This window comes from Pedomonas sp., from assembly GCF_036515995.1.
Lineage (GTDB): Bacteria > Pseudomonadota > Alphaproteobacteria > Sphingomonadales > Sphingomonadaceae > Pedomonas.
In genome coordinates, this window is sequence record NZ_DATBUP010000227.1 from 1 (window position 1) to 20,526 (window position 20,526).

Annotated in this window: 16 protein-coding genes, 1 tRNA gene and 1 pseudogene; 7 read left to right on the forward strand and 11 right to left on the reverse strand. The window is 64.0% G+C overall.

The genetic code is table 11. The features are described from left to right. Positions 1-681, forward strand: a 681-nt coding sequence (locus tag VIG90_RS16620; RefSeq protein ID WP_331594640.1) for a glycosyltransferase, incomplete at its 5' end; no start/stop codon positions are given. A 97-nt stretch (positions 682-778) separates the two neighbouring features. Here the strand turns inward: VIG90_RS16620 and VIG90_RS16625 are convergent. Next, on the reverse strand, positions 779-1,975 hold the full coding sequence (locus tag VIG90_RS16625; RefSeq protein ID WP_331594641.1) for an LptF/LptG family permease: 1,197 nt from the start codon (positions 1,973-1,975) through the stop codon (positions 779-781). 299 nt (positions 1,976-2,274) lie between these two features. On the opposite strand from VIG90_RS16625, the pseudogene VIG90_RS16630 reads away from it, so the two are divergent. After that, a pseudogene (locus VIG90_RS16630) lies at positions 2,275-2,475 on the forward strand (dodecin); the annotation flags it as partial. Between the two features lie 299 nt (positions 2,476-2,774). On the opposite strand, the gene VIG90_RS16635 reads toward VIG90_RS16630, so the two are convergent. Next, complete coding sequence (locus tag VIG90_RS16635; protein WP_331594643.1) at positions 2,775-3,347, reverse strand: hypothetical protein; 573 nt, start codon at positions 3,345-3,347, stop codon at positions 2,775-2,777. A gap of 539 nt (positions 3,348-3,886) precedes the next feature. Here VIG90_RS16635 and chrA point away from each other — a divergent pair. From chrA to VIG90_RS16650, 3 genes are all read left to right on the forward strand, one after another. Beyond that, positions 3,887-5,293: a chromate efflux transporter gene (gene chrA / locus VIG90_RS16640; protein ID WP_331594644.1), complete on the forward strand. Its 1,407-nt coding sequence runs from the start codon at positions 3,887-3,889 to the stop codon at positions 5,291-5,293. A 72-nt stretch (positions 5,294-5,365) separates the two neighbouring features. After that, on the forward strand, positions 5,366-6,736 hold the full coding sequence (locus VIG90_RS16645; RefSeq protein ID WP_331594645.1) for an APC family permease: 1,371 nt from the start codon (positions 5,366-5,368) through the stop codon (positions 6,734-6,736). Continuing rightward, positions 6,733-7,320 carry an SAM-dependent methyltransferase gene (locus VIG90_RS16650; protein ID WP_331594646.1) on the forward strand — a complete coding sequence of 196 codons (588 nt, stop codon included), beginning with the start codon at positions 6,733-6,735 and terminating at the stop codon, positions 7,318-7,320. The genes VIG90_RS16645 and VIG90_RS16650 overlap by 4 nt, the downstream gene beginning before the upstream one ends. 83 nt (positions 7,321-7,403) lie before the next feature. On the opposite strand, the gene VIG90_RS16655 is transcribed toward VIG90_RS16650, so the two are convergent. The 6 genes from VIG90_RS16655 to VIG90_RS16680 form a co-directional block, all read right to left on the reverse strand. Further along, positions 7,404-7,479: transfer RNA gene (locus tag VIG90_RS16655), tRNA-Lys, on the reverse strand. Between the two features lie 125 nt (positions 7,480-7,604). Then, a complete protein-coding gene (gene rodA, locus VIG90_RS16660) occupies positions 7,605-8,738 on the reverse strand; it encodes a rod shape-determining protein RodA (RefSeq protein ID WP_331594647.1) in 1,134 nt (377 codons plus the stop codon). 2 nt (positions 8,739-8,740) lie between these two features. Beyond that, positions 8,741-10,804 (reverse strand): penicillin-binding protein 2, encoded by a 2,064-nt coding sequence (gene mrdA / locus VIG90_RS16665; protein WP_331594648.1) that lies wholly within the window; start codon positions 10,802-10,804, stop codon positions 8,741-8,743. Positions 10,805-10,831: 27 nt separating this feature from the next. After that, positions 10,832-11,362: a rod shape-determining protein MreD gene (gene mreD / locus VIG90_RS16670; protein WP_331594649.1), complete on the reverse strand. Its 531-nt coding sequence runs from the start codon at positions 11,360-11,362 to the stop codon at positions 10,832-10,834. Further along, positions 11,359-12,450 (reverse strand): rod shape-determining protein MreC, encoded by a 1,092-nt coding sequence (mreC, locus tag VIG90_RS16675; protein ID WP_331594650.1) that lies wholly within the window; start codon positions 12,448-12,450, stop codon positions 11,359-11,361. Before mreC ends, mreD begins: the two co-directional genes overlap by 4 nt. A gap of 63 nt (positions 12,451-12,513) precedes the next feature. Beyond that, positions 12,514-13,551 carry a rod shape-determining protein gene (locus VIG90_RS16680; protein WP_414695519.1) on the reverse strand — a complete coding sequence of 346 codons (1,038 nt, stop codon included), beginning with the start codon at positions 13,549-13,551 and terminating at the stop codon, positions 12,514-12,516. A gap of 249 nt (positions 13,552-13,800) precedes the next feature. Here VIG90_RS16680 and mutL point away from each other — a divergent pair, with 249 nt between their 5' ends. Next, entirely contained in the window at positions 13,801-15,699 is a 1,899-nt protein-coding gene (mutL, locus tag VIG90_RS16685; protein ID WP_331594652.1) for a DNA mismatch repair endonuclease MutL, read from the forward strand. A 24-nt stretch (positions 15,700-15,723) separates the two neighbouring features. On the opposite strand, the gene VIG90_RS16690 is transcribed toward mutL, so the two are convergent. The 3 genes from VIG90_RS16690 to VIG90_RS16700 all read right to left on the reverse strand — a co-directional run bounded on the left by VIG90_RS16690 (position 15,724) and on the right by VIG90_RS16700 (position 19,218). After that, positions 15,724-16,458, reverse strand: a complete 735-nt coding sequence (locus VIG90_RS16690) for an Hsp20/alpha crystallin family protein (protein ID WP_331594653.1) — start codon at positions 16,456-16,458, stop codon at positions 15,724-15,726. Between the two features lie 107 nt (positions 16,459-16,565). Continuing rightward, entirely contained in the window at positions 16,566-17,759 is a 1,194-nt protein-coding gene (locus tag VIG90_RS16695) for a M23 family metallopeptidase (RefSeq protein WP_331594654.1), read from the reverse strand. 16 nt (positions 17,760-17,775) lie between these two features. Continuing rightward, a complete protein-coding gene (locus VIG90_RS16700; protein ID WP_331594655.1) occupies positions 17,776-19,218 on the reverse strand; it encodes an NAD-dependent succinate-semialdehyde dehydrogenase in 1,443 nt (480 codons plus the stop codon). Between the two features lie 116 nt (positions 19,219-19,334). Here VIG90_RS16700 and VIG90_RS16705 point away from each other — a divergent pair, with 116 nt between their 5' ends. Next, positions 19,335-20,438 (forward strand): ATP-dependent 6-phosphofructokinase, encoded by a 1,104-nt coding sequence (locus VIG90_RS16705; RefSeq protein WP_331594656.1) that lies wholly within the window; start codon positions 19,335-19,337, stop codon positions 20,436-20,438. The last annotated feature ends 88 nt before the right edge of the window (positions 20,439-20,526 follow it).

Here is a 20,526-nt window from a genome sequence, read left to right on the forward strand (position 1 = left end):
ATCCGCATCTGGAGCCGGGGTGTGGACCGCCGGCAATACCACCCCGGCCGTCGCGACTGGGGCTGGCGTCAGTCCCTCGGCATCGGCGCGGATGAAGTCGTGCTGCTGTTCGTCGGCCGCCTCGTGCTCGAGAAGGGCCTCGACGTGCTCGCCGCCCTGTCTGACACGCTCGAGAAGCGCGGCGTCTCCCACAAGGTGATGATCGTCGGCGAAGGGCCGGAGCGCGCGCCCATGCAGGAGCGTCTGCCCAACGCCATCTTCACCGGCTTCCTGGCGGGAGACGATCTGTCCCGCGCCTACGCCAGCTCCGACATCTTCATCAACCCGAGCACCACCGAGGCATTCGGCAACGTGACGCTCGAGGCCATGGCATCCGGCCTGCCCGGCATCTGCGCAGACGCCACCGGCAGCCGCTCGCTCATCGTGTCCGGCAGCAACGGTTACCTTGTGACGCCGACCAGTCTTGAAGATTACGTCAACCGCACGGCGGACCTGATCACCAACGACAACCTGCGCCGCCAGATGGGGGCCGCAGGCCGCAAGCTCAGCGCCCAGTACGATTGGGACAATGTGATGGAAACGCTGGTTGGCCATTACCGCGAGGTTCTCGCCCGGCAAGCCGCCACCAGCGCCTGCACGGACGAGACGCCAGAGGGCGCAACCGCTCATATCGCTCGTTGATCGCGCGAACTTCAGATACGCAGTTTAAGCGGGCAGAGGGTTCCAGACCCTCTGCCCGCTTTCATTTGAGCTGGTTGGAGTCGCCCTGCGCCTGACGTCAGCGGCGCACGAGGCGCATCACCCTGCGGCGCAGGTGGAGTGCAGCGCGCGTTATGCGATTGCTGAGCGCGAACAGCGGCGTCAGCGGATGGCCGCCCACCTTGTTGACCAGCACAAGATAGGCCCCGACCGACATGACGCAGAACGCCGCGAACGGCGTCCAGATGGCAAGCCACGGCGGAGCCGCGCCCAGCTGCACTGCGGTCTCACCGGCCTTGTTGAACTCGTTGAGCAGCAACAGGAGGAAGATGCCGACGAAGATGCCGAGCGACGTCGAGCTGCGCTTGGGCGGCACCGCCAGCGCGAGCCCAAGGAACGGCAACGGCAGCAGCACAGCCACCTGCACCAGACGCCGGTGCAAGGTACCCTGCGCCTGACGCTGCAATTCCTCTGTGCGTTTGGGGTCGGCGCTGGCGTTCCATAACTCGGACAGCGTGAATTCCAGCTGCTTGCCGCGCGCCCGGAATGATTCCAGGTGCGGCAGGTTGATCGGAATGTCGTGAAGATTGAAGCTCAGAACGCTCGGCGCGGCCTGCCCCGGCTTGTCCTGCACCAGCACGCCCTCGAATAGGCGCAGCAACAGCACATCCGGGTTGTCGGTCGAGAGGAAGGTCGCACGCTGGGCCGAGGCGACCACCGTGCCGTAGCGCTTCTCCTCTGCCCGCAGGAAGACGTGACTGAGCTTCTGCCCGCCATCTTCCGAGCCGTCCACGCGCATGGTGATGTTCTCGCCAAGCTTGGCGAACTCGCCCACCTTGATGCTCGCACCCAGTGCGCCGCTCTGAAGCTCGAACCGCAGCCGCTCATAGGCGTAGCGTGAATAGGGCTGCTCATACCCTACCAGCCAGACGGTCAGCAGCGCCAGCAGCCCGGCCACCAGCAGCGGCACGCGCAACAGGCGGCCATGGCTGACGCCTGCGCCCAGCAATGCATCCATTTCGCTGTTCAGCGCCAGGGTGCGCACCGCCATCATTACGCCCAGCAGCAGGCTGATCGGCAGGGCGAAACCGAACTGCTCCGGCATCAGGTTGGCCAGCATCTGCCAGACCACCGTCACCGGCCCGCCTTCGTTGATGACGAAGTTGAACAGATTCAGCATCCGCTCGAGCAGAAGCAGCATGGCAGACACCGCAAGGGTCGCCACCATCGGCACGATCATGAGCCGACCCATATACCGATCGATACGCGTGAACATGCCGCTTCTCTACTCTCCGGTTACGATGGCCGGTTACGTTGGCCGGTTGCGCAGGCTGATTGCGCAGGACAGGGGCCCTGGTGGGCTCTGCCGATGCCGGTTCACGGCATCGCCGGGTGGCGACATATCATTTGACCCCGCCCCTGACCACCTCTCAACTGCCACCTTTTCTACAGCGGTACACACATCGGACAGGTTGAAGCTCCCTGCTTCAAGACATGGGGAACTCCCGCCCCTCGGGTGGCGTTGTCCTTTCAACAGCCAAGCAGCAGCAACGCCCGGCGGCAGGAGTGAAGTTGATGCAGGATCACGTTTACAAGGTAATCGAGCTGGTCGGTTCGTCCGACACGGGCATTGATGATGCTATCGAAGTCGCCATCTCCAAGGCGGGTTCATCTCTCCGTCATCTGCGCTGGTTCGAGGTGAAGCAGATTCGCGGCCATATCGAAGACGGCGACGTCAGCCATTATCAGGTCGTCCTGAAGGTCGGCTTCACCCTCGATGACGATGAGGATGAAGACGACGAAGACGAAGAGGACGATGAAGAATCCGAAGACGAGGATGAAGAGGACGACGAGGAGCCAACCCGGCAGTGATGGCTGCTGGTCGGCGCTAATGGCTTAATGCCCGGCGCCGCCCGCATCGAAAACCGGTGATGCAGATTCGCTCGTCTTATGACTGCGCCCGTTCGGGAACAGCTCATCGATAGTCTACCACCCATGGCCATATCCGCCGGCATCGGCTGCCCGAAAGCAGCCAATGCCCGGATATGATAAAGCCGGAGCTTTGGGATCCGGCTTTATCGACTGCCTACTTTCTGACGCAGGGCCAGTTCCATTTGCGGCGCTCGTGCTCCGGTCAGACGGTGAGAGCAGGCACTATTCCGTTCCTGCGAAAAGCCGTTCATGCTGTATTGCACGTTGCCGTAGGCGGAAATCCCAAGGCTCTGCCCAATGCTCTGAAGGCCAGGGTGATGCTTCCTGATGGAGTGAAGGTCAGCAACGGGTTCTGGAACGGGATCCGGTTCCGGCATCCTGTCCTCATATTCCTGAGGCGCAGATATGAAATGCTCAGCTTCCTCTTCGCGAGACGTTCGTCCCCGCGTGGCACGGACCAGCTTCTTCGGGTCGCCATTGAAGCGCTCCCAAATGGCTGTCGTGATACCATGAGAATGAAGAGCGATTTCGATCTCCTTCGCGAGCGCGGGAGTCAGGCGTCCTGCACCACCAACGATTTCCGCCGTATGTCCCCGAACGATGATGGTTGCAGTGAATTCGTAGCCCGCTCCACCAGATTTGGCGTTTTCCATGCCCTGGTAGTCGCGCCCCGCCCGGACGACCCCAAATACCCATTCCACGTCAGCGGGTGCCATCGTGCTTCCTTTCCCCAAAAACGGGGCGCTGCCTGATCGCACAGTTTCCGGTGCCATGAACGCTTTTGTCACGAACCGGAAACCAGGACCCAACGCCCCTGTGAACAGATATGAATGTGGATAGGCACGCCACACGTGCCCAACTGACAGACGCCGCACCGTCACGGAAAAACCGGACGAAACCGTGCTTGCCAAACACAGTGTACAAGATGGTTAATACGCAACAGCAACAAATAGTGATCCGTCTTGGCTCAACTATTTCGCTGCCGCACCGGACCCCACGAAGCTTATCTTCATGCATCGAAGATGAACGCAGGACTAACAGACCTTCGCCTGCAGCCCAGAATCAGCACTAATATTGGCTTTTTCTGTTACGATTACGTACTGTTTTACTGGTCTATTGCAATAAAATTTCAATTTTCCAAGTCAATTGGCGCGAGTAGCAACCATTAGGCTATTATAAACAATAGTGAGTTTACGGCAGGACAGTTCTGTGACGGAACGGTACACTTCCCTAAACCATCAGGGGACCCGACGGCGTGACCGAGACAGCGGCAAGTAGAGCGAAGCATACAGACGTTGCAGCGCCGGTTCCGTTCCGCAAGGCCCTCTGGGTCTGGACGCGCATTGCCCTTCTCTCCTTCGGAGGGCCGGCAGGGCAGATCGCGGTCATGCACCGAATTCTGGTGGAGGAACAGCGCTGGATCGGCGAAAGCCGGTTCCTCCACGCCCTCAACTATTGCATGCTGTTGCCGGGGCCCGAGGCGCAGCAACTGGCGACCTATATCGGCTGGCTCATGCATCGCACGAAAGGCGGGCTGGCAGCGGGCCTGCTCTTCATCCTGCCCGGCCTCGTCTCCATTCTAGCCCTCAGTTTCGTCTATGCCCTCTATGGCAAGACCGGCATCGTCAGCGCCGTATTCTTCGGCCTCAAGACAGCGGTTCTGGCCATCGTGCTGCAGGCAGTGGTGCGCATTGGCAGCCGCGCCCTGAAAAGCCGCGGCCTCGTTGCCATCGCCATATCAGCCTTCCTGGCCATTTTCGTGCTCGACGTGCCGTTTCCCCTGATCGTTCTGGCGGCCGCCTTCATCGGGTATGTGAGCAACCGGGCGGGCGTGAGCCTTGTCCCCTCGCCCGCCCGCACAGCCGCGTCATCCAACAGCTCGGACACGGATGCGACCTCGCTTCTGGGTGAACAGGTTCCCGCCCATGCCCAGCCCAATCTGAGCTGGTCGCTGCGCGTCTCCGGCGTGATGCTCCTGCTCTGGCTCGGCCCGGTCGTGGCACTCGCCGCAACCCTCGGCCCGGACAACGTGTTCAGCCAGATCGGCATCTTCTTCTCGAAAATGGCCGTCGTCACGTTCGGCGGGGCCTACGCTGCGCTGGCCTACGTGGCGCAGGAAGGCGTGAGCACATACGGCTGGCTGCAACCCGGCGAAATGCTGGATGGCCTCGGCATGGCGGAGACCACGCCCGGCCCGCTCATCATGGTCGTGCAATTCGTCGGGTTTCTCGGTGCCCTGCGCGAACCCGGCGGCCTTCCTACCTTGCTTGCGGCCACGCTTGGGGCGCTGCTCACCACCTGGGTCACGTTCGTGCCCTGCTTCCTCTGGATCTTCCTCGGCGCGCCCTTCATCGAGCGCCTGCGCAACAACACCGCTCTGTCAGCAGCCATGACCGCAGTTACCGCCGCCGTGGTCGGCGTCATCCTCAACCTTGCCGTCTGGTTCGCGCTGCACACGCTGTTCGGCACGGTGCGCTCCGTGCCGTTCGCCTTCGGGACTTTTGACATCCCCGTGCCGGAGACTGCCCGACCGGCCGCATGGCTTCTAACCCTTGCGGCACTGATCGCGATCTTCCGATTTAAACTGGGAATGCTGCCTGTTCTGGCCGCCTGCTCGCTTGCAGGCGCGGCTCTCTACGCCATAGCGGGAGTAACCGGCTGACCCCGGCCGATGCAACTGGACCGCCCCTCGAACGTTCTGCCTAGCTCTTCGGGGTGAGATCGGAAAGGGCGGATGCGGGGGGCAGATTTCGACTCAGACGGCACGACAACGGGCGCGCCAACGAGCGAGCCGCGTCCGGTACTGCGCACGCGCGATGCGGTTGCCATTACCGTTGGCATCGTGCTCGGTGCGGGTATTTTCCGCACTCCCTCGCTGGTGGCGGGCGGCGTCTCCAGCGAACTGATGCTGATGGCCGTGTGGCTTGCGGGCGGTTTGGTCGCCCTGATCGGTGCTCTTTGCTACGCCGAGCTGGCGAGTGCCTTTCCCCATGCGGGCGGAGATTACCATTATCTGCGCCGTGCCTTTGGCGAGCGCATCGCCTTCCTCTACGCCTGGGCCCGATTGGCGGTCATCCAGACCGGCTCCGTGGCGATCCTGTGCTTCGTGTTCGGCGATTATCTGGCTGCCCTAGTGCCGCTGGGCCCGAACGGATCCGGCATCTATGCGGCCCTTGCCGTCATCGTGCTGACCACGATCAACTGGCTTGGCGTGCGACAGGCAACGCGCACGCAGAACCTGCTCACACTGCTTGAGGTGGCAGGGCTCGCCATCGTCATCGTCGCCGGGCTTGCGCTTGCACCTGGCGCACCACCCGCCCCACCCGCCGAAGCCACGGCATCGAGCAGCGCGCTCGGGCTCGTCATGGTGTTCGTGCTGCTTACCTACGGCGGCTGGAACGAGGCGGTCTACATCTCGGCGGAACTGCGCGGCGGCCCGCGCAAAATGCTGCACGTCCTGCTTCTCGGCCTTGGCACCATCACCGTCCTGTACCTGCTGGCGAACCTTGCCTACGTGCGGGCGCTGGGGCTGGATGGCATGGCGGCATCCGATGCCGTTGCCGCCGAGCTGATGCGCCGGGCAGGCGGAGACGTCGGTGCCGCCATCATCACGGCTGCAGTCGTCATCGCAGCGCTCACCTCGGCCAATGCCACCATCATCACCGGGGCGCGCTCCACCTACGCCCTGGGGCGAGACATGCCAGCGCTCCGCTTCCTCGGTCACTGGAACGGGACGACAGGCTCGCCCGGCAACGCGCTGCTTATACAAGGCGGGGTATCGCTGCTGCTGGTGATCGCCGGAGCGTTCGCACGAGACGGCTTTCAGCTGGCGGTGGAATACACCGCGCCGGTGTTCTGGTTCTTTTTCCTGCTTGTGGGCATCTCGCTGTTCGTATTGCGCCATCGCGCGCCGGACACGCCCCGGCCCTTCAGGGTGCCGCTCTATCCGCTGACGCCCATCCTGTTCTGCGCCGCCAACATCTATCTGCTCTGGTCGAGCCTCGCCTACACCGGCTGGGGCGCCCTTGTGGGCGCAGGCGTGCTGGCGACGGGCGCCCTTCTTCTGTTTTTTCTTCCCTCAACCAGCAAGGAAGCCGCACGATGAAAGCGATCTACGCGCTTGCAGCCGCCATGACGATCCTCACGGTGCCGGTGGGTGCCGCCTCAGCCCAGCAGCCCGCGCCCGCCGCCGGAGCCCCCGCTTCGGCCAGCGAGCAGCCCTCCCGCCAGCCCGACGTGCCCTACGTGCCGACCCCGCAGGAGGTGGTGGATGCGATGCTTGAACTGGCAGCCGTCAAGAAGGGCGATGTGGTTTACGACCTCGGCTCGGGCGATGGCCGCATCCCCATCACCGCCGCCAAGCGCTACGGCGTGACCGCAATGGGCATCGACATCAATCCCCAGCGGGTCAAGGAAGCCAACGAGAATGCGCAAAAGGAAGGCGTGACCGATCGCGTCTCCTTCCGCACGGCAGACCTGTTCACGACCGACCTCAGCAAGGCCAACGTGGTGACGCTCTACCTGTTGCCTGACGTGAATTTGAAACTGCGCCCCAAGCTGCTGAAGGAGCTGAAGCCCGGCAGCCGCATCGTCAGCCACGCCTTCAACATGGGCGACTGGGAGCCTGAGGTGACCAAGAACATCGACGGCCGCACCATTTACCTGTGGACCGTACCGCAGCGGAAATAACCGCGCGCGATCGCCAGAGAGGCGTCCGAGTTTATTCTGATTTTTCCGAGAGAAAGGTTTCGACGGTCATTCAGGAGAAGGAGTGGTGGACGCACAAGGATTCGAACCTTGGACCCGCTGATTAAGAGTCAGCTGCTCTACCAACTGAGCTATGCGTCCACTCCGTCGGTGTGTGGCGGGGCGTTTAAGGCGTTTTCCGAGACCTGTCCAGACCTTTCTTTCAGTTTTTTGGAAAAAAGTGACAAGACTCAGAAATTAAACAATTTTTTCTCGAAGCAGCAAGCTTAACGAAGGTTCGGACCCTCGGTCAGCATGGCCGTATCGCGGTTTAGGGAGCATGAAAAAAGAATCCCGAACGCGATCATGACCGTCAGCATCGCCGAGCCGCCGTAGGACAGCAACGGAAGTGGCACGCCCACCACCGGCGCAAGTCCCATCACCATCATCAGGTTGATGGCAACGTAGAGGAAGATCGTCACGTTCAGCCCCATGGCCAGTAGCCGCCCGAAGTGCGAGCGGGAGGTCAGCGCCGTCCACAACCCCCAGCCGAGCAGGATGGAGAACATGGTCAGCAGGAACAGGCCGCCGATCAGCCCCCACTCCTCGGCCATCATGGCGAACACGAAGTCGGTGTGCATCTCGGGCAGAAAGTCAAGGTGGCTCTGGGTGCCCATCAGGTAGCCTTTGCCGAAGATGCCGCCCGAGCCGATGGCGATCTTGGACTGGGTGATGTGGTAGCCGGAGCCCAGCGGGTCCATCTCCGGGTTCATGAAGATCATCACCCGCTTCTGCTGGTAAGTGTGCATCATGCTCCAGGCGATCGGCAGCGCGGCGGCCATCGCAGCGCCTGCAGCCCAGAACAGCCAAGCCCGGATACCGGACATGAACATGATCGCAACACCGCCGCAGGTGATCAGGATCGACGTGCCCAGATCCGGTTGCAGCAGCACCAGACAGACCGGAACGCCGATCATCGCGAGCGGCGGCAGCATGTGGTAGAAGCTGGTCACATAGACACGCGGCAGGTTGTGATAGTAACGCGCCAGTGCCAGAATGATCGTAATCTTCATGAATTCAGAGGGTTGGAGCCGGATGATCCCAAGATCAATCCAGCGCTGCGCGCCGCCCGCCACTTTGCCGAAGACCTCAACGACAATCAGCATGACCAGAACGACGCCATAGGCGGGATAGGCTGTTTTCAGCCACCATTTCAAATCGATGGTGGCCAGCCCCAGCATCATGACGAGAAAGACGGCAAAGCGCATGCTCTGCTTCATGGCATAGGGCTGGAAATTGCCCCCGTCTCCGGCGGCGGAGTAGAGCACTGCAAGACCAAAGCCGGTCAGCAGCAGGATGGTAAAGACAATCCACCAGTTCAGGCGGCGCAGCTTCTCAGGAATGGACAGGGTCTCGACCACGCTCAACCTCCATGAGATGCGGGCACGGGCGCTGCGGCATCTGGCGCTGGCGCCGGAGCCGCCTCGCCTCCGGATGCACCGGCTGCTGCAGCCGTGACCTGTCCCTCTCCTGCTGCGGCAGGAGCAGACGGCGCGGCGGAAGACGATGCGGGCGCTGCCTCTTCTGCTCCCGCCACCGGCCCGATGTTCCCGGTTGCTCCGGTCGCCTCCGGTGCGGAGGGAGCCTGCTGCGGCCCGAAGGTCTGCCGCTGGGGCAGATCCATGTTCCGCTCCTGCGCCAGCGCGAAGGTGAGAATGTCGCGCGCCATGGGCGACGCCGCACCTGAGCCGGAGCCGCCGTGATCCACCACCACCGCACAGGCGTAGCGCGGCGCTTCCACCGGCGCGTAGGAGACGAACAGCGCGTGGTCACGGTAGCGCCACGGCAACTGGTTGTTGCTCAGCACGCCGGAGCGGCGCTCGGCGGCCGTAATCCGTCGCACCTGCGCGGTACCGGTCTTGCCCGCAAGGGTGACGCCCGGCAGGCGGATGCGGGCCACCCGCGCCGTGCCTTCGGGAGAGTTCACTACATCGGTCATCGCCTGCCGCACGATGGCAAGGTGCTCCTCGGGAATCCCGAGCGGCCGGGCGGGAGCAATCGGCTTCTCCGGCTTGATGAGCCGCGGCACCACGGTGCGTCCGCTGGCAAGCCGTGCGGTCATGACCGCCAGCTGCAGCGGTGTTGCCTGCATGTAGCCTTGTCCGATGGAGGCGTTCAGCGTCTCGCCGGTCAGCCAGGCCTTGCCGTAGCGTTTGCGCTTCCACTCCGTGTCCGGCACCAGCCCCGCCCGCTGCGAGGGCAGCGGCAGCTCGAACTTCTCGCCGAAACCGAACCGGCGCGCCATGCGAGCGATGGCATCCACGCCGATCTTGCGGCTGACGTCGTAATACCAGACGTCGCAACTCTGGAACATGGCGCGCCGCATATCGACATAGCCGTGCCCGCCCCGCTTCCAGCAGTGGAAGCCGTGATTGCCCAGCATGTAGCGCCCGGTGCAAACCACCGATTCCTTCGGCGTAATGCCCGCTTCCAGCGCCGCCAGCGTCACCACCATCTTGAACGTGGAGCCCGGCGGATAAAGCCCCTGCAATGGCTTGTTGAGTAGCGGGTGGCGCTCATCCCCCAGCAGGGACTTCCATACCTTGGTGCGGATGCCGCCGGAAAAATCGTTGGGATCAAACGCAGGCGTCGAGCAGAGGGACAGGATCTCGCCCGTGTGGACATCCATCACCACGGCAGAGGCTGCCTCGCCTTGCAAGCGCCAGGCGGAGTAAACCTGCAGCTCCCGGTCCAGCGTCAGCGTGACGGGATCCCCCGGCGTATCCTCGGTGCGCCCCAGCGAGCGCAGGATACGCCCGCGTGCATTCACCTCCACCCGGTCCGCGCCGGCCCGGCCGCGAAGACGCTTGTCGAACGTCTCTTCCAGACCGCCCTTGCCCACCTTGAAGCCTGGCAGACGCAGGATCGGGTCCGGATCCTTCTCGATGTTCTTCTCGTTGGGCGCGCCCACATAGCCCAGCACGTGCGCCACCGCCTCGCCGTCCGGGTAATAGCGGTTGTAGCCCTGCACCGGCTGCACACCGGAGAGGTTGGGCAGCTTCACGTTGATGGCGGTAAACGCCTGCCAGTCGATATCGCGCGCCACTTCCACCGGCATGAACCCCGGTACACGCTTGATCTGGGTGCGGACCTTTTCAAGGTCATCCTCATCCAGCGGCACAATCTGGCGGATGGCGGCCAGCGTCGCCTCCAAGTCCTCCACTTCCTCGGGCACGACGGCAAGGCGGTAGTCCTGCCGGTTCAGTGCCAGCGGGTATCCCTTTCGGTCGAGGATGAGGCCCCGGCGCGGCAGGATCGGACGGATGGAAACCCGGTTGTCTTCCGCCTGCAGCGTGTAGCGATTGTTCTCGAAGATCGAGAGATAGCCCATGCGGGCCGCCAGCGTGGCGAACACGGCAGCCTGCGCCCCGCCCAGCAGCAACGCGCGGCGGGAGAAAATGCGAATACGGTCGGCTTCGGTTTCCATCAGGTGGAGGCTGCCCCTGGTCTCACGTCAAAACCTGTCCACGATCCGAACCTGCAGAAAGGCTGCGATCCGGAACAGGAACGGCATCATCGCCAGACTGGTAAGACCCTGCACCATGAACGGCGCAAGCTGCAACCCCGGCTGGAAAAACAGCAATAGCAGCCAACTCAGCAGTTGAAAGAGCAGCACGACGAAAACACCCGCGCCCAAGCTGAAGACGAAGGGACGTGACTGAAACACCGTGATCTGGCTGGCCAGCCCCGCCGAGAATAGGGTGAACAGCGTGGCGTTCAGGCCGATCGGCAACGTCAGGGTGGCATCCACCACCAGCCCGGCCAGGAACGCCGCCCAGCTCGGCATCAGGTCGGGGCGGTGAATGGACCAGTAGAATATGCACAGGAACGGCAGGTGCGGCAACACGGGTCCCGGCACGAAAACCGGCAGCACCATGCCGATGACCGACACGATCGTCATGAGCGTCGGGATCGCCCATCGCCAACTGGAGGCAACGAGCGCGAACCGCTCTTCCCGTCTCAGGAGCGCCCAGGGTTCTGTCATTGTGCGGGTGCCGCCTGCCCTGCTGGCGTTTTCGGCGTACCAGGCTTTGCAGCCGCAGGCGTTGCCGGCGCAGTCTTTGCAGACCCGGCCTTGTCAGGCGTGGGTTGGGATGCAGGCTGTTCCGGGGCGGGCTGCACGCCCGGCAACGGCTTGTCCGGCACGGGGAACGGCGGCGCGGCAATCGCCTCGCCCCCGGCGTGTTCCGGCATGACGGCCTGCAGCCGCGAGGTCGCCTCCGGATTCTTGAACGCTTCCGGCACGAACGGGCGCAGCACCAGCACGAAATCCAGCCCGCCCGGGTTGGCGAGCGGACGCGCCTTCGGCTCGGGACCGCGCGGCTGAGTGATGATGGCAACCGGAATGCCCGGCGGGAACGTGCCACCGTCACCCGAGGTCACGAGACGATCGCCCGCCTTCAGTGGCTCACCGGGCGATAGAAACTGGAGGGCGATCTGCTTCTCGTTCAGTCCTGAGGCAATGGCGGTGCGGTTGCTCTCCTCCACCCGCACCGGAATGCGGCTGGCAAGGTCCGTCAGCAGCAGGATGCGTGCCGAGGCATAACCCACGTCGATCACCTGCCCCACCAGTCCATCCGCGTCGCGCACCGGCTGGCCCTTCGCCACGCCATCGCGCGCGCCCCGCAGGATGATGGCACTGCGCACATAGGAGCCACCGGTCGAGCCGACGATACGCGCCGCGCCCACCACGTCCTGTTCCGGCTCGACGATGCCGAGCAGTTGCTTCAGGCGGCGGTTTTCCGCCATCAGCGTGCGGTTGTGGCTCTCGATTTCCTTCAGCCGGACCGCGTCCGCCTCAAGCGCCTGATTGCGGGAGTGTACGAAGAAATAGCTCTGCACCTCGCCCGAGGCGGCCTTCACCCATTCAAACGGCGCGCGCATGGCGGAGAGGACCGGGGCGACGCCGTCCAGCGCCGCCGAGGTCAGCCCATCGCCCACCCGCACGGCGGAGCGGTTCAGCACCATGAGCATCACGCCCGTCAGCACCAGCACGATGACGAGGGCGCGCGACAGGAACCAGCGCCAGCGCGCCGGTTGATATGCAGTTGTCGTGCCTTGCGGCAACGGCATACCGGCTCCCCGTCCGTTCAGCAGTAAACCGAGCCCCAAGCAGATCTTGCCATGGAGGGCAGCTTAGTACGCCGTGGTGAGAACGCCCCGATAAACGGGATCTTCCAGTGCCCGGCCCGTGCCCAGCGCCACGCAGCTCAGCGGCTCCTCGGCCACGGAAACCGGCAGGCCTGTCGCCTCGCGCAGCACCCGGTCCACGTCGCCCAGCAGCGCGCCGCCGCCAGTCAGAACAATACCCTTGTCCACAATGTCGGCAGCAAGTTCCGGAGCGGTGTTCTCCAGAGCCACCTTCACGCCCTCGATGAGGGCCGAGACGGTTTCCGACAGCGCTTCGGCAATCTGCCCCTGGTTGATGATGATTTCCTTCGGCACGCCGTTCATCAGGTCACGACCCTTGATTTCCAGCGTCTTGCCCTGCCCGTCAGCGGGCGGATAGGCGGTGCCGATCTCCTTCTTGATGCGCTCGGCGGTCGAGTCACCAATCAGGAGGTTATGGTTGCGGCGCACGTAGTTGATGATGGACTCATCCATCTTGTCGCCGCCCACGCGTACCGAGTTGGCATAGGCAATGCCGCGCAGCGAGAGCACGGCCACTTCCGTGGTGCCGCCGCCGATGTCCACCACCATCGAACCCGTCGGCTCGATGACCGGCAGACCAGCGCCGATTGCCGCCGCCATCGGCTCCTCGATCAGGTAAACCTGGCTGGCGCCGGCGTTGTTGGCGGCATCGCGGATGGCGCGGCGTTCCACCGAGGTGGAGCCCGACGGGACGCAGATCACGATTTCCGGCGAGGCGAAGGAGCGGCGGTTGTGCACTTTCCGGATGAAGTGCTTGATCATCTCTTCCGCCACGTAGATGTCGGCGATCACGCCGTCACGCAGCGGGCGGATCACTTCGATGTTGCCCGGCGTGCGGCCCATCATCGGCTTGGCCTCACTGCCGACCGCGATCACGTGCTTGCGGCCATTGTCGTTCTGAATGGCCACGACCGACGGCTCGTTGAGCACGACACCCCGCCCCCGCACGTAAACGAGGGTGTTGGCCGTACCGAGGTCGATTGCCATGTCCGACGAAAGGAAGCTGAGAAAGCGGCTGAACATCCCTGCCATAGTCGTTCCGTAATGGTGGTGGCGTCGCTGCTGCGCCCTGTGCGCCACAGTTTGCACTGCAGCGCGAATCGCAGTGTTTCAGTGGCGCACAATGGCGGCTCAGTCACGCATCGCCAAGCATAAAGTTGATTTTACCATAAAACGCCGCACACACTTTCAGACTAGTTAAGGCCATTGTTTTTTCAGGCGTAGCCTTATGCGTGCTGGAATGTGGAATGGGGGGCGGGTAAAGTGCGTCCCATGAAGATCCGCCGCTTGCCAGACCATCTCGTCAACCAGATTGCAGCCGGTGAAGTTGTTGAGCGTCCCGCCAACGCGGTGAAGGAGTTGCTCGAGAACTCGCTCGACGCAGGGGCGCGCCGCGTCACCATCGATCTGGAGGAAGGCGGCCGCCGCCTGATCCGCATCACCGATGACGGCTGCGGCATGGCGCCGGAGGAAATCCGGCTGGCGGTTGAGCGTCACGCCACCTCCAAGCTGCCGGCGGACGATCTCTCGCTCATCCGCTCGCTCGGCTTCCGGGGCGAGGCCCTGCCCTCCATCGCCTCGGTCAGCTGCTTGGAAATCGCCAGCCGCCCGGTCGAACAGGAAACCGGCTGGCGGGTAAAGGTGGATTACGGTCAGGTGACGGCGGATGCGCCCACCGGCATGAATCCAGGCACCCGCATCACGGTTGCCGACCTGTTCTCGCGCCTGCCCGCCCGCCTCAAGTTCCTGAAGACGGAGCGGGCCGAGCTGACTGCGTGCCTCGATATCGTGCGCCGCCTTGCCATGGCACACCCGCACGTGGGCTTTACCGTCACCCACAATGGCCGCACCCTGTTCCAGAGCGCCTCCCAGTCAGGAGACCTGTTCGTGGCCGGCGCCGGACGCCTGACCGACGTGCTCGGCGTCGAGTTCACCGACAACGCCATACCGGTGGACGTCACGCGCGAGGGGCTGCGCCTGCACGGGTTCGCCAGCCTGCCCACCTACAACCGGGGGGTGGGCGATCATCAGTTCCTGTTCGTTGATGGCCGCCCGGTGCGGGACCGCCTGCTGCTTGGGGCCATTCGCGGGGCGTATCAGGATGTGCTGGCACACGACCGCTTCCCCGTCGTTGCCCTATTCCTCGACACCCCGCCGGGCTTCGTGGATGTGAACGTTCACCCGACTAAGGCCGAGGTGCGCTTCGAGAATGCCGCGATGGTGCGCGGGCTGATCGTCGGCGGCCTGCGCGCCGGACTTCAGGCGGCGGGCCAGCGCTCGTCCACCACCGTCGCCGCCGCAGCTCTCGGCGCACTGGGAAGAAGCGCCGCCCAATCGGATGCGCCTGCGCCCTACAATCCGGGTGCAAGCTTCGGCTTCCAGTCCCGCCCCTCGGGGGGCTATTCCGGCTCCACGGTCTCGCCACGCGTCAGCGACTGGACGGTGAATTACAATGCTGGTGCGCCAGCCGCTGGCCAGCCGCGCCAACTTGAGGGTTTCGGGGCCGATTTTGCACCGCATGCCCCCACCACCTCCAGTGCTGCCGCCCAGCCGCTGCCGGAACAGGATGCATCTGAGGATCTCACCCGCTTCCCGATGGGTGCCGCCCGCGCCCAGATTGCCAACACCTACGTGGTGGCCGAAACCAGCGATGGCGGCATGGTAATCGTCGATCAGCACGCCGCCCACGAGCGGCTGGTTTATGAGCGCATGAAGGCGTCGCTGGCCGAAGGCGGCATCAAGCGCCAAATGCTCCTGCTGCCGGAGGTGGTGGAGTTGGACCAGATCGCTGCCGATGCCATCGAAACCCGCGCGGGCGACCTGGAAGCCCTCGGCCTCGTTGTCGAGCGCTTCGGCCCCGCCGCCATTCTGGTGCGCGAAGTGCCAGCCCTTCTCGGCAAGGCCGACGTGCACGGTCTGGTGCGCGACCTGGCGGATGAAATCGTGCATCTGGGCGAGGCCTTCTCGCTTCAGGAGAAGCTGCACGAGGTCTGCGCCACCATGGCCTGCCACGGCTCGGTGCGCGCAGGGCGTCGTCTTTCGGTTACGGAAATGAACGCCCTGCTGCGCGAGATGGAAGAAACACCCAATTCCGGCCAGTGCAACCATGGCCGTCCAACCTGGCTCAAACTGCAACCATCAGACATCGAGAAGCTGTTCGGCCGCCGCTGAGCCAATTCCTGTGGCCGAGCGAAGCTATTCCTGTGGCTGCCGCGGCGGTTCACGGCCGGAGCGCTGGCTGCGCTGCGTCTGCTGTCCGGACGGTCTTGACGCCTCGCCTTGCTGATCCTCGCTTTGCTGCTGGCTTTGACCCTGCTGCTGGTTCTGCCACTGGCCGCTGGCCGCGGCCTGTTGCAAGCCCTGCGTCTGGCCCTGACCCTGCCCGCGCATGCCGCCGCCGATGGGAATTCGCCGCGCCCGTTCGGCCTGCTGGGTCTTGGGAAGAGTGATGCTCAACACGCCATTGCTGAAATCGGCCTGCGCGTTTTCCTCGTCCACACCGCCTGGCAGCGCAATGCGCCGCTCGAACTGGCCGTAGTAGCGTTCGGAATAGCCGCGCTCCTTGTCCTCGGTCTCGGTCTTCTTCTCGCCGCGGATGGTCAGCACGCCTTCCTCGACTGTCAATTCTACGTCGTCCTCGTTGAGGCCCGGCACCTCGGCAAGAATACGGACTTCATTGTCGTTCTGGGTGATCTCGATGTTCGGCCACTGCATGGTGCGCTGTTCGCCGCCCATGCGTCCCAGCGCCGAGCCGGCAAACGGCGAGCCAGAGAACGGGGCTAGTCCGCCGCGCATCATGTCATCGAACAGGCTCTCGATCTCACGCCGCAGGCTGAGCATCGGGCTCTGCATGTCGTTTGGCCCAAGCAGGCTGCTGCCCATACCGCCGCCGCGCCCACGCCCGCGAGGCATCAAATCCCGCATCGCCATGATCGGTCTCCTCCTGGCTGAATGCTGACATTGGATGCCACTGGCAACGAATGGGCGGGGCCAAGGTGCCATGCCCGGGCCGCCGTCCGTCGCAAGCAGTATGGTCGTTACGTGCGGCCTTTCTTCACGGTCACGATATCACCGCTCTGGAGCGCCCGCATGCCATTGGCCCAGAGGATGGAGACATCCTGAAACAGCACCGGAATGCCCGCGCAGTTGAGCGGGTCGGGCCCATCGCACACGTGGAAATGCAGATGCGGCTCGGTGGAGTTTCCGGAAGACCCCAGCTCGCCCAGCACCTGCCCGGCCTTGACCACATCACCCGCCTTCACCTTCACGCTGCCCGGCTTCATGTGGGCGTAAAACGAATACTCACCGTTGCCGTGGTCCAGCATCACATGGTTGCCCGCCACGCCGTTGAGGCCACGCGCCGCCCGCTGGGCCTGCCCGATCCGATGGCGTTTGGCATAGTCCTCTGCGGACTCGCCCGGCCGCTGCATGACCTCCTCGAATTCCGGCTCGCCGTCCACTGCCAAAACCACCCGGCCATCGGCGGCCGCCAGAATGTCGTCGCCGTAGGCAAAGTAATCCGCGAACTTCTGGCCGTCGCCGCTGTAAGTCAGCCCGCCCGGCCCGGTGCGCGCGATATCGAGGGCGAATTCCTGAGCGGGCATGAAACGGTGACCGCTGTGCATGCTGGGAGCCCAGCCCACGTACGCGACGCCGTTCATGGGAAAGCGGAACTGCGTTTTCGAGAAACCGGTGCGCACCGGCATTGATGCCGCAAGCTGCACCGGAGTGCCGTTCCGCTCCGCTTCCACCCGCACGCGGAGCGTATCGCGCGGCCCGTCCATTGCAAATTGCTGGCGGAAAATCAGGAGCGCCTGCCCGGTCTTCAGCACCGGCCCGCCGAGCCTGACGCCGGACGGCACCAGCGCCTCGCCGCACACCTGCCACGGCGCCTGGTCAACCAGTGCCTGCACGCCTTCAGCGTTGCTGCCCCACCGCTCCACCTGCGCGCGGTCCAGCGTGCGGGTTTCAACCACCGTGCCGTTTGCCAGCAAATCGATGTGCAGGGCCGTCACGCGCAGCGGCGCCTTGCCTTGATTGACGACCGTCAGGTTCTGCAACAGCAGGCTATGGCTCCGCCCTGTCTCATCGAGCGGATAGGCCCACACCTGCCCCGCCGGGCAGAAACGCAGCTCTGCATCCGGCGCTGCTTTCTCCGGCGCGGCCTGCGCCGCCCCAACCGCACCCAGAGCCACAGCGGCCAACAGCGCGAACTTCCGAAATGCCCCCAACGAATCTCTTCCTGCTCTAACGGTCAATGCCACCAAGGCAGATGTACTTGGTCTCGAGGAATTCCTCCATGCCCTCGTGCCCGCCCTCGCGCCCGAGGCCGGATTCCTTGACGCCGCCGAACGGCACCACCTCGGACGAGAGAATGCCGTCATTCACACCGACCATGCCGTATTCCAGCGCCTCGCTCACCCGGATCACCCGGTTCACGTCACGCGTGAAGATATAGCTGGCGAGGCCGTACTGCGTGTTGTTGGCGAGGCGAACACCCTCTTCTTCTGTCTCGAAACGGAACAGCGGCGCAACGGGGCCAAAAATCTCCTCAACGAACAGGTCCATGTCCTCGGTCACATCGGTCAGGACGGTCGGCTGGTAGAACAGGCCGCCCATGGGCGCGCGACCACCGCCGGTGATGGCCTTGGCACCGCCCTTCAGCGCATTCTCCACCAGTCGCTCCACCTTCTCCACTGCGTCTTCGGTGATGAGCGGGCCGACCGACACTCCCTCCTCGGTGCCGTCACCCACCTTCATCTGCGCCACCTTCTCGGCCAGTTTCTTGGCAAAGGCGTCATAGATCCCTGCCTGCACTAGAATGCGGTTGGCGCACACGCAGGTCTGCCCGGCGTTGCGGTATTTGGAGGCAATAGCTCCGTCCACGGCCTGATCCAGATCCGCGTCATCGAACACGATCAGCGGTGCGTTGCCGCCGAGCTCCAGCCCCAGCTTCTTCACCGTATCAGCACATTGCTTGTAGAGGATCTTGCCCACCTCGGTGGAGCCAGTGAAAGACAGTGCTTTTACCAGCGGGCTTTCGCACAGCACCTTGCCCACCGTCTTGGAATCCCGGGTGGTGACGATGTTCAGCACGCCCGGCGGCACGCCCGCTTCCTCGGCCAGCCGGGCCAGCTCCAGAGAGCACAGCGGCGTCTCGGCCGGCGGCTTGATGACCATGGCGCAGCCTGCCGCCAGCGCCGGGCCCGCCTTGCGGGTGATCATGGCGACGGGGAAATTCCACGGCGTAATTGCCGCCACCACGCCGATCGGCTGGCGGAAGGTCAGGAACCGCTTGTTGTTGGCGGTGGTCGGGATCACGTCGCCATAGGTGCGCTTGGCCTCCTCGGCGAACCATTCGATGAATGACGCGCCGTAGGTGACTTCCCCGCGCGATTCCGCAATCGGCTTGCCCTGCTCGGCGGTCATCAGCAACGCGAGGCTTTCGGTGTTGGCGATGATGAGATCATACCAGCGCCGCAGGATGTGATAGCGCTCCTTGGCGGTCTTCGCCGCCCAGCCCGGCAGGGCGCGGTGCGCCGCCTCGATGGCCTGCCGGGTTTCCTCCGCGCCGAGGTCCGGCACATGCGCCAGCACATCGCCATTGGCCGGGTTGGTCACGGGAAAGCGCTTTGCGCCGTCCACCCAGCTGCCGTCCACATAGGCCTTCCTGAGCGTTGCCACATCCATGGGAATTCCCTCCTTCTCGGCCGTCAGCGCCACGCCATGGAAGATGGGGCAAGAAGCGCCAGTGTAAACATGATTTCTGCCGTTATATTAACGTTCAAACAGCAGGGGAAACAGGCATGCGTATCGGTATTCTGACAGGTGGCGGCGACGTTCCGGGCCTCAACCCGTGCATCAAGGCGATCGTTGAAGGCGCGGCGGAACGCGGCTGGGCCGTGACCGGCTTTTTGCGCGGCTGGATGGGCCCCTTGTCCATCGACCCCGACATGGTCGACATGACCGCCGAGAACGGCTGCATCGAACTGACCCCCGCCCGCGTGCGCGGCATCGATCGGCAGGGCGGCACGATCCTGCATACCTCCCGCACCGATCCGCGCAGCAGGCCGGAGGGCGACCGCACCGAGCACGTGTGCGCCGTGCTGAAGGCGCTTGGTATCGACGTCATGATCACGCTGGGCGGAGACGGCACGCTGCGCTTCTCTGCATACCTGTCCAGCCTTGGCGTGCCGGTCATCGCGATCCCGAAGACCATGGACAATGACGTTTTCGGCACCGACTACTGCATCGGCTTTTCCACGGCCGTCAGCCGGTCGGTTGCCGCCATCAACGCGCTGCGCACCACCTCGGCCAGCCACGAGCGCATCGCTGTCGTCGAGCTGTTCGGCCGCCGCAGCGGCGAGACCGCGCTCTTGTCCGGCTTCCTTGCGCAGGCGGATCGCATCGCCATCGCCGAAGTACCGGTGAAGGAGGACCAGCTCATCGCCCAGCTGGTTGCCGACCGGGAGGCCAGCCCCGAGAACTATTCGGTCCTCGTCATTTCCGAGGGCGCGAAGCTGGCCAGCGAGGCAGAGGGCGAGGACCAGATGTCCCGCTCCAATACCCAGCGCAACCCCATCGGCGTTGGCCAGCGCTTCGCCCGCCAGATCGAGGAGAAGAGCGGCGTCGGCACCGTGGTGCAGGAGTTGGCTTATCTCATGCGCGCCGGTTCGCCTGACGCGCTCGACCGCATGGTCGGCTTCGCCTTCGGCACGCTGGCCGTGCAACTGATCGAGCGCGGCGAGACCGGGCGTCTGGTTGCCCTGCGCGACGGCAACTATGAACACGTGCCCGTCGACACCGTGCTTCAGCAGGTCAAGAAGCTGGATGTCACCCGGCTGTATGACCCTGCCACCTACCGCGCCAAGATCGCCTCGGTCGAAGGCATGCCGATGTTCTTGTATTAAATGGACGGATCGGATTGGCTTTCAGAGGGGAGCGCCCCTCGCCCATCCGTCTCTTTTGCCTGCTCTCCAATGGTGTTATGCTGAAATT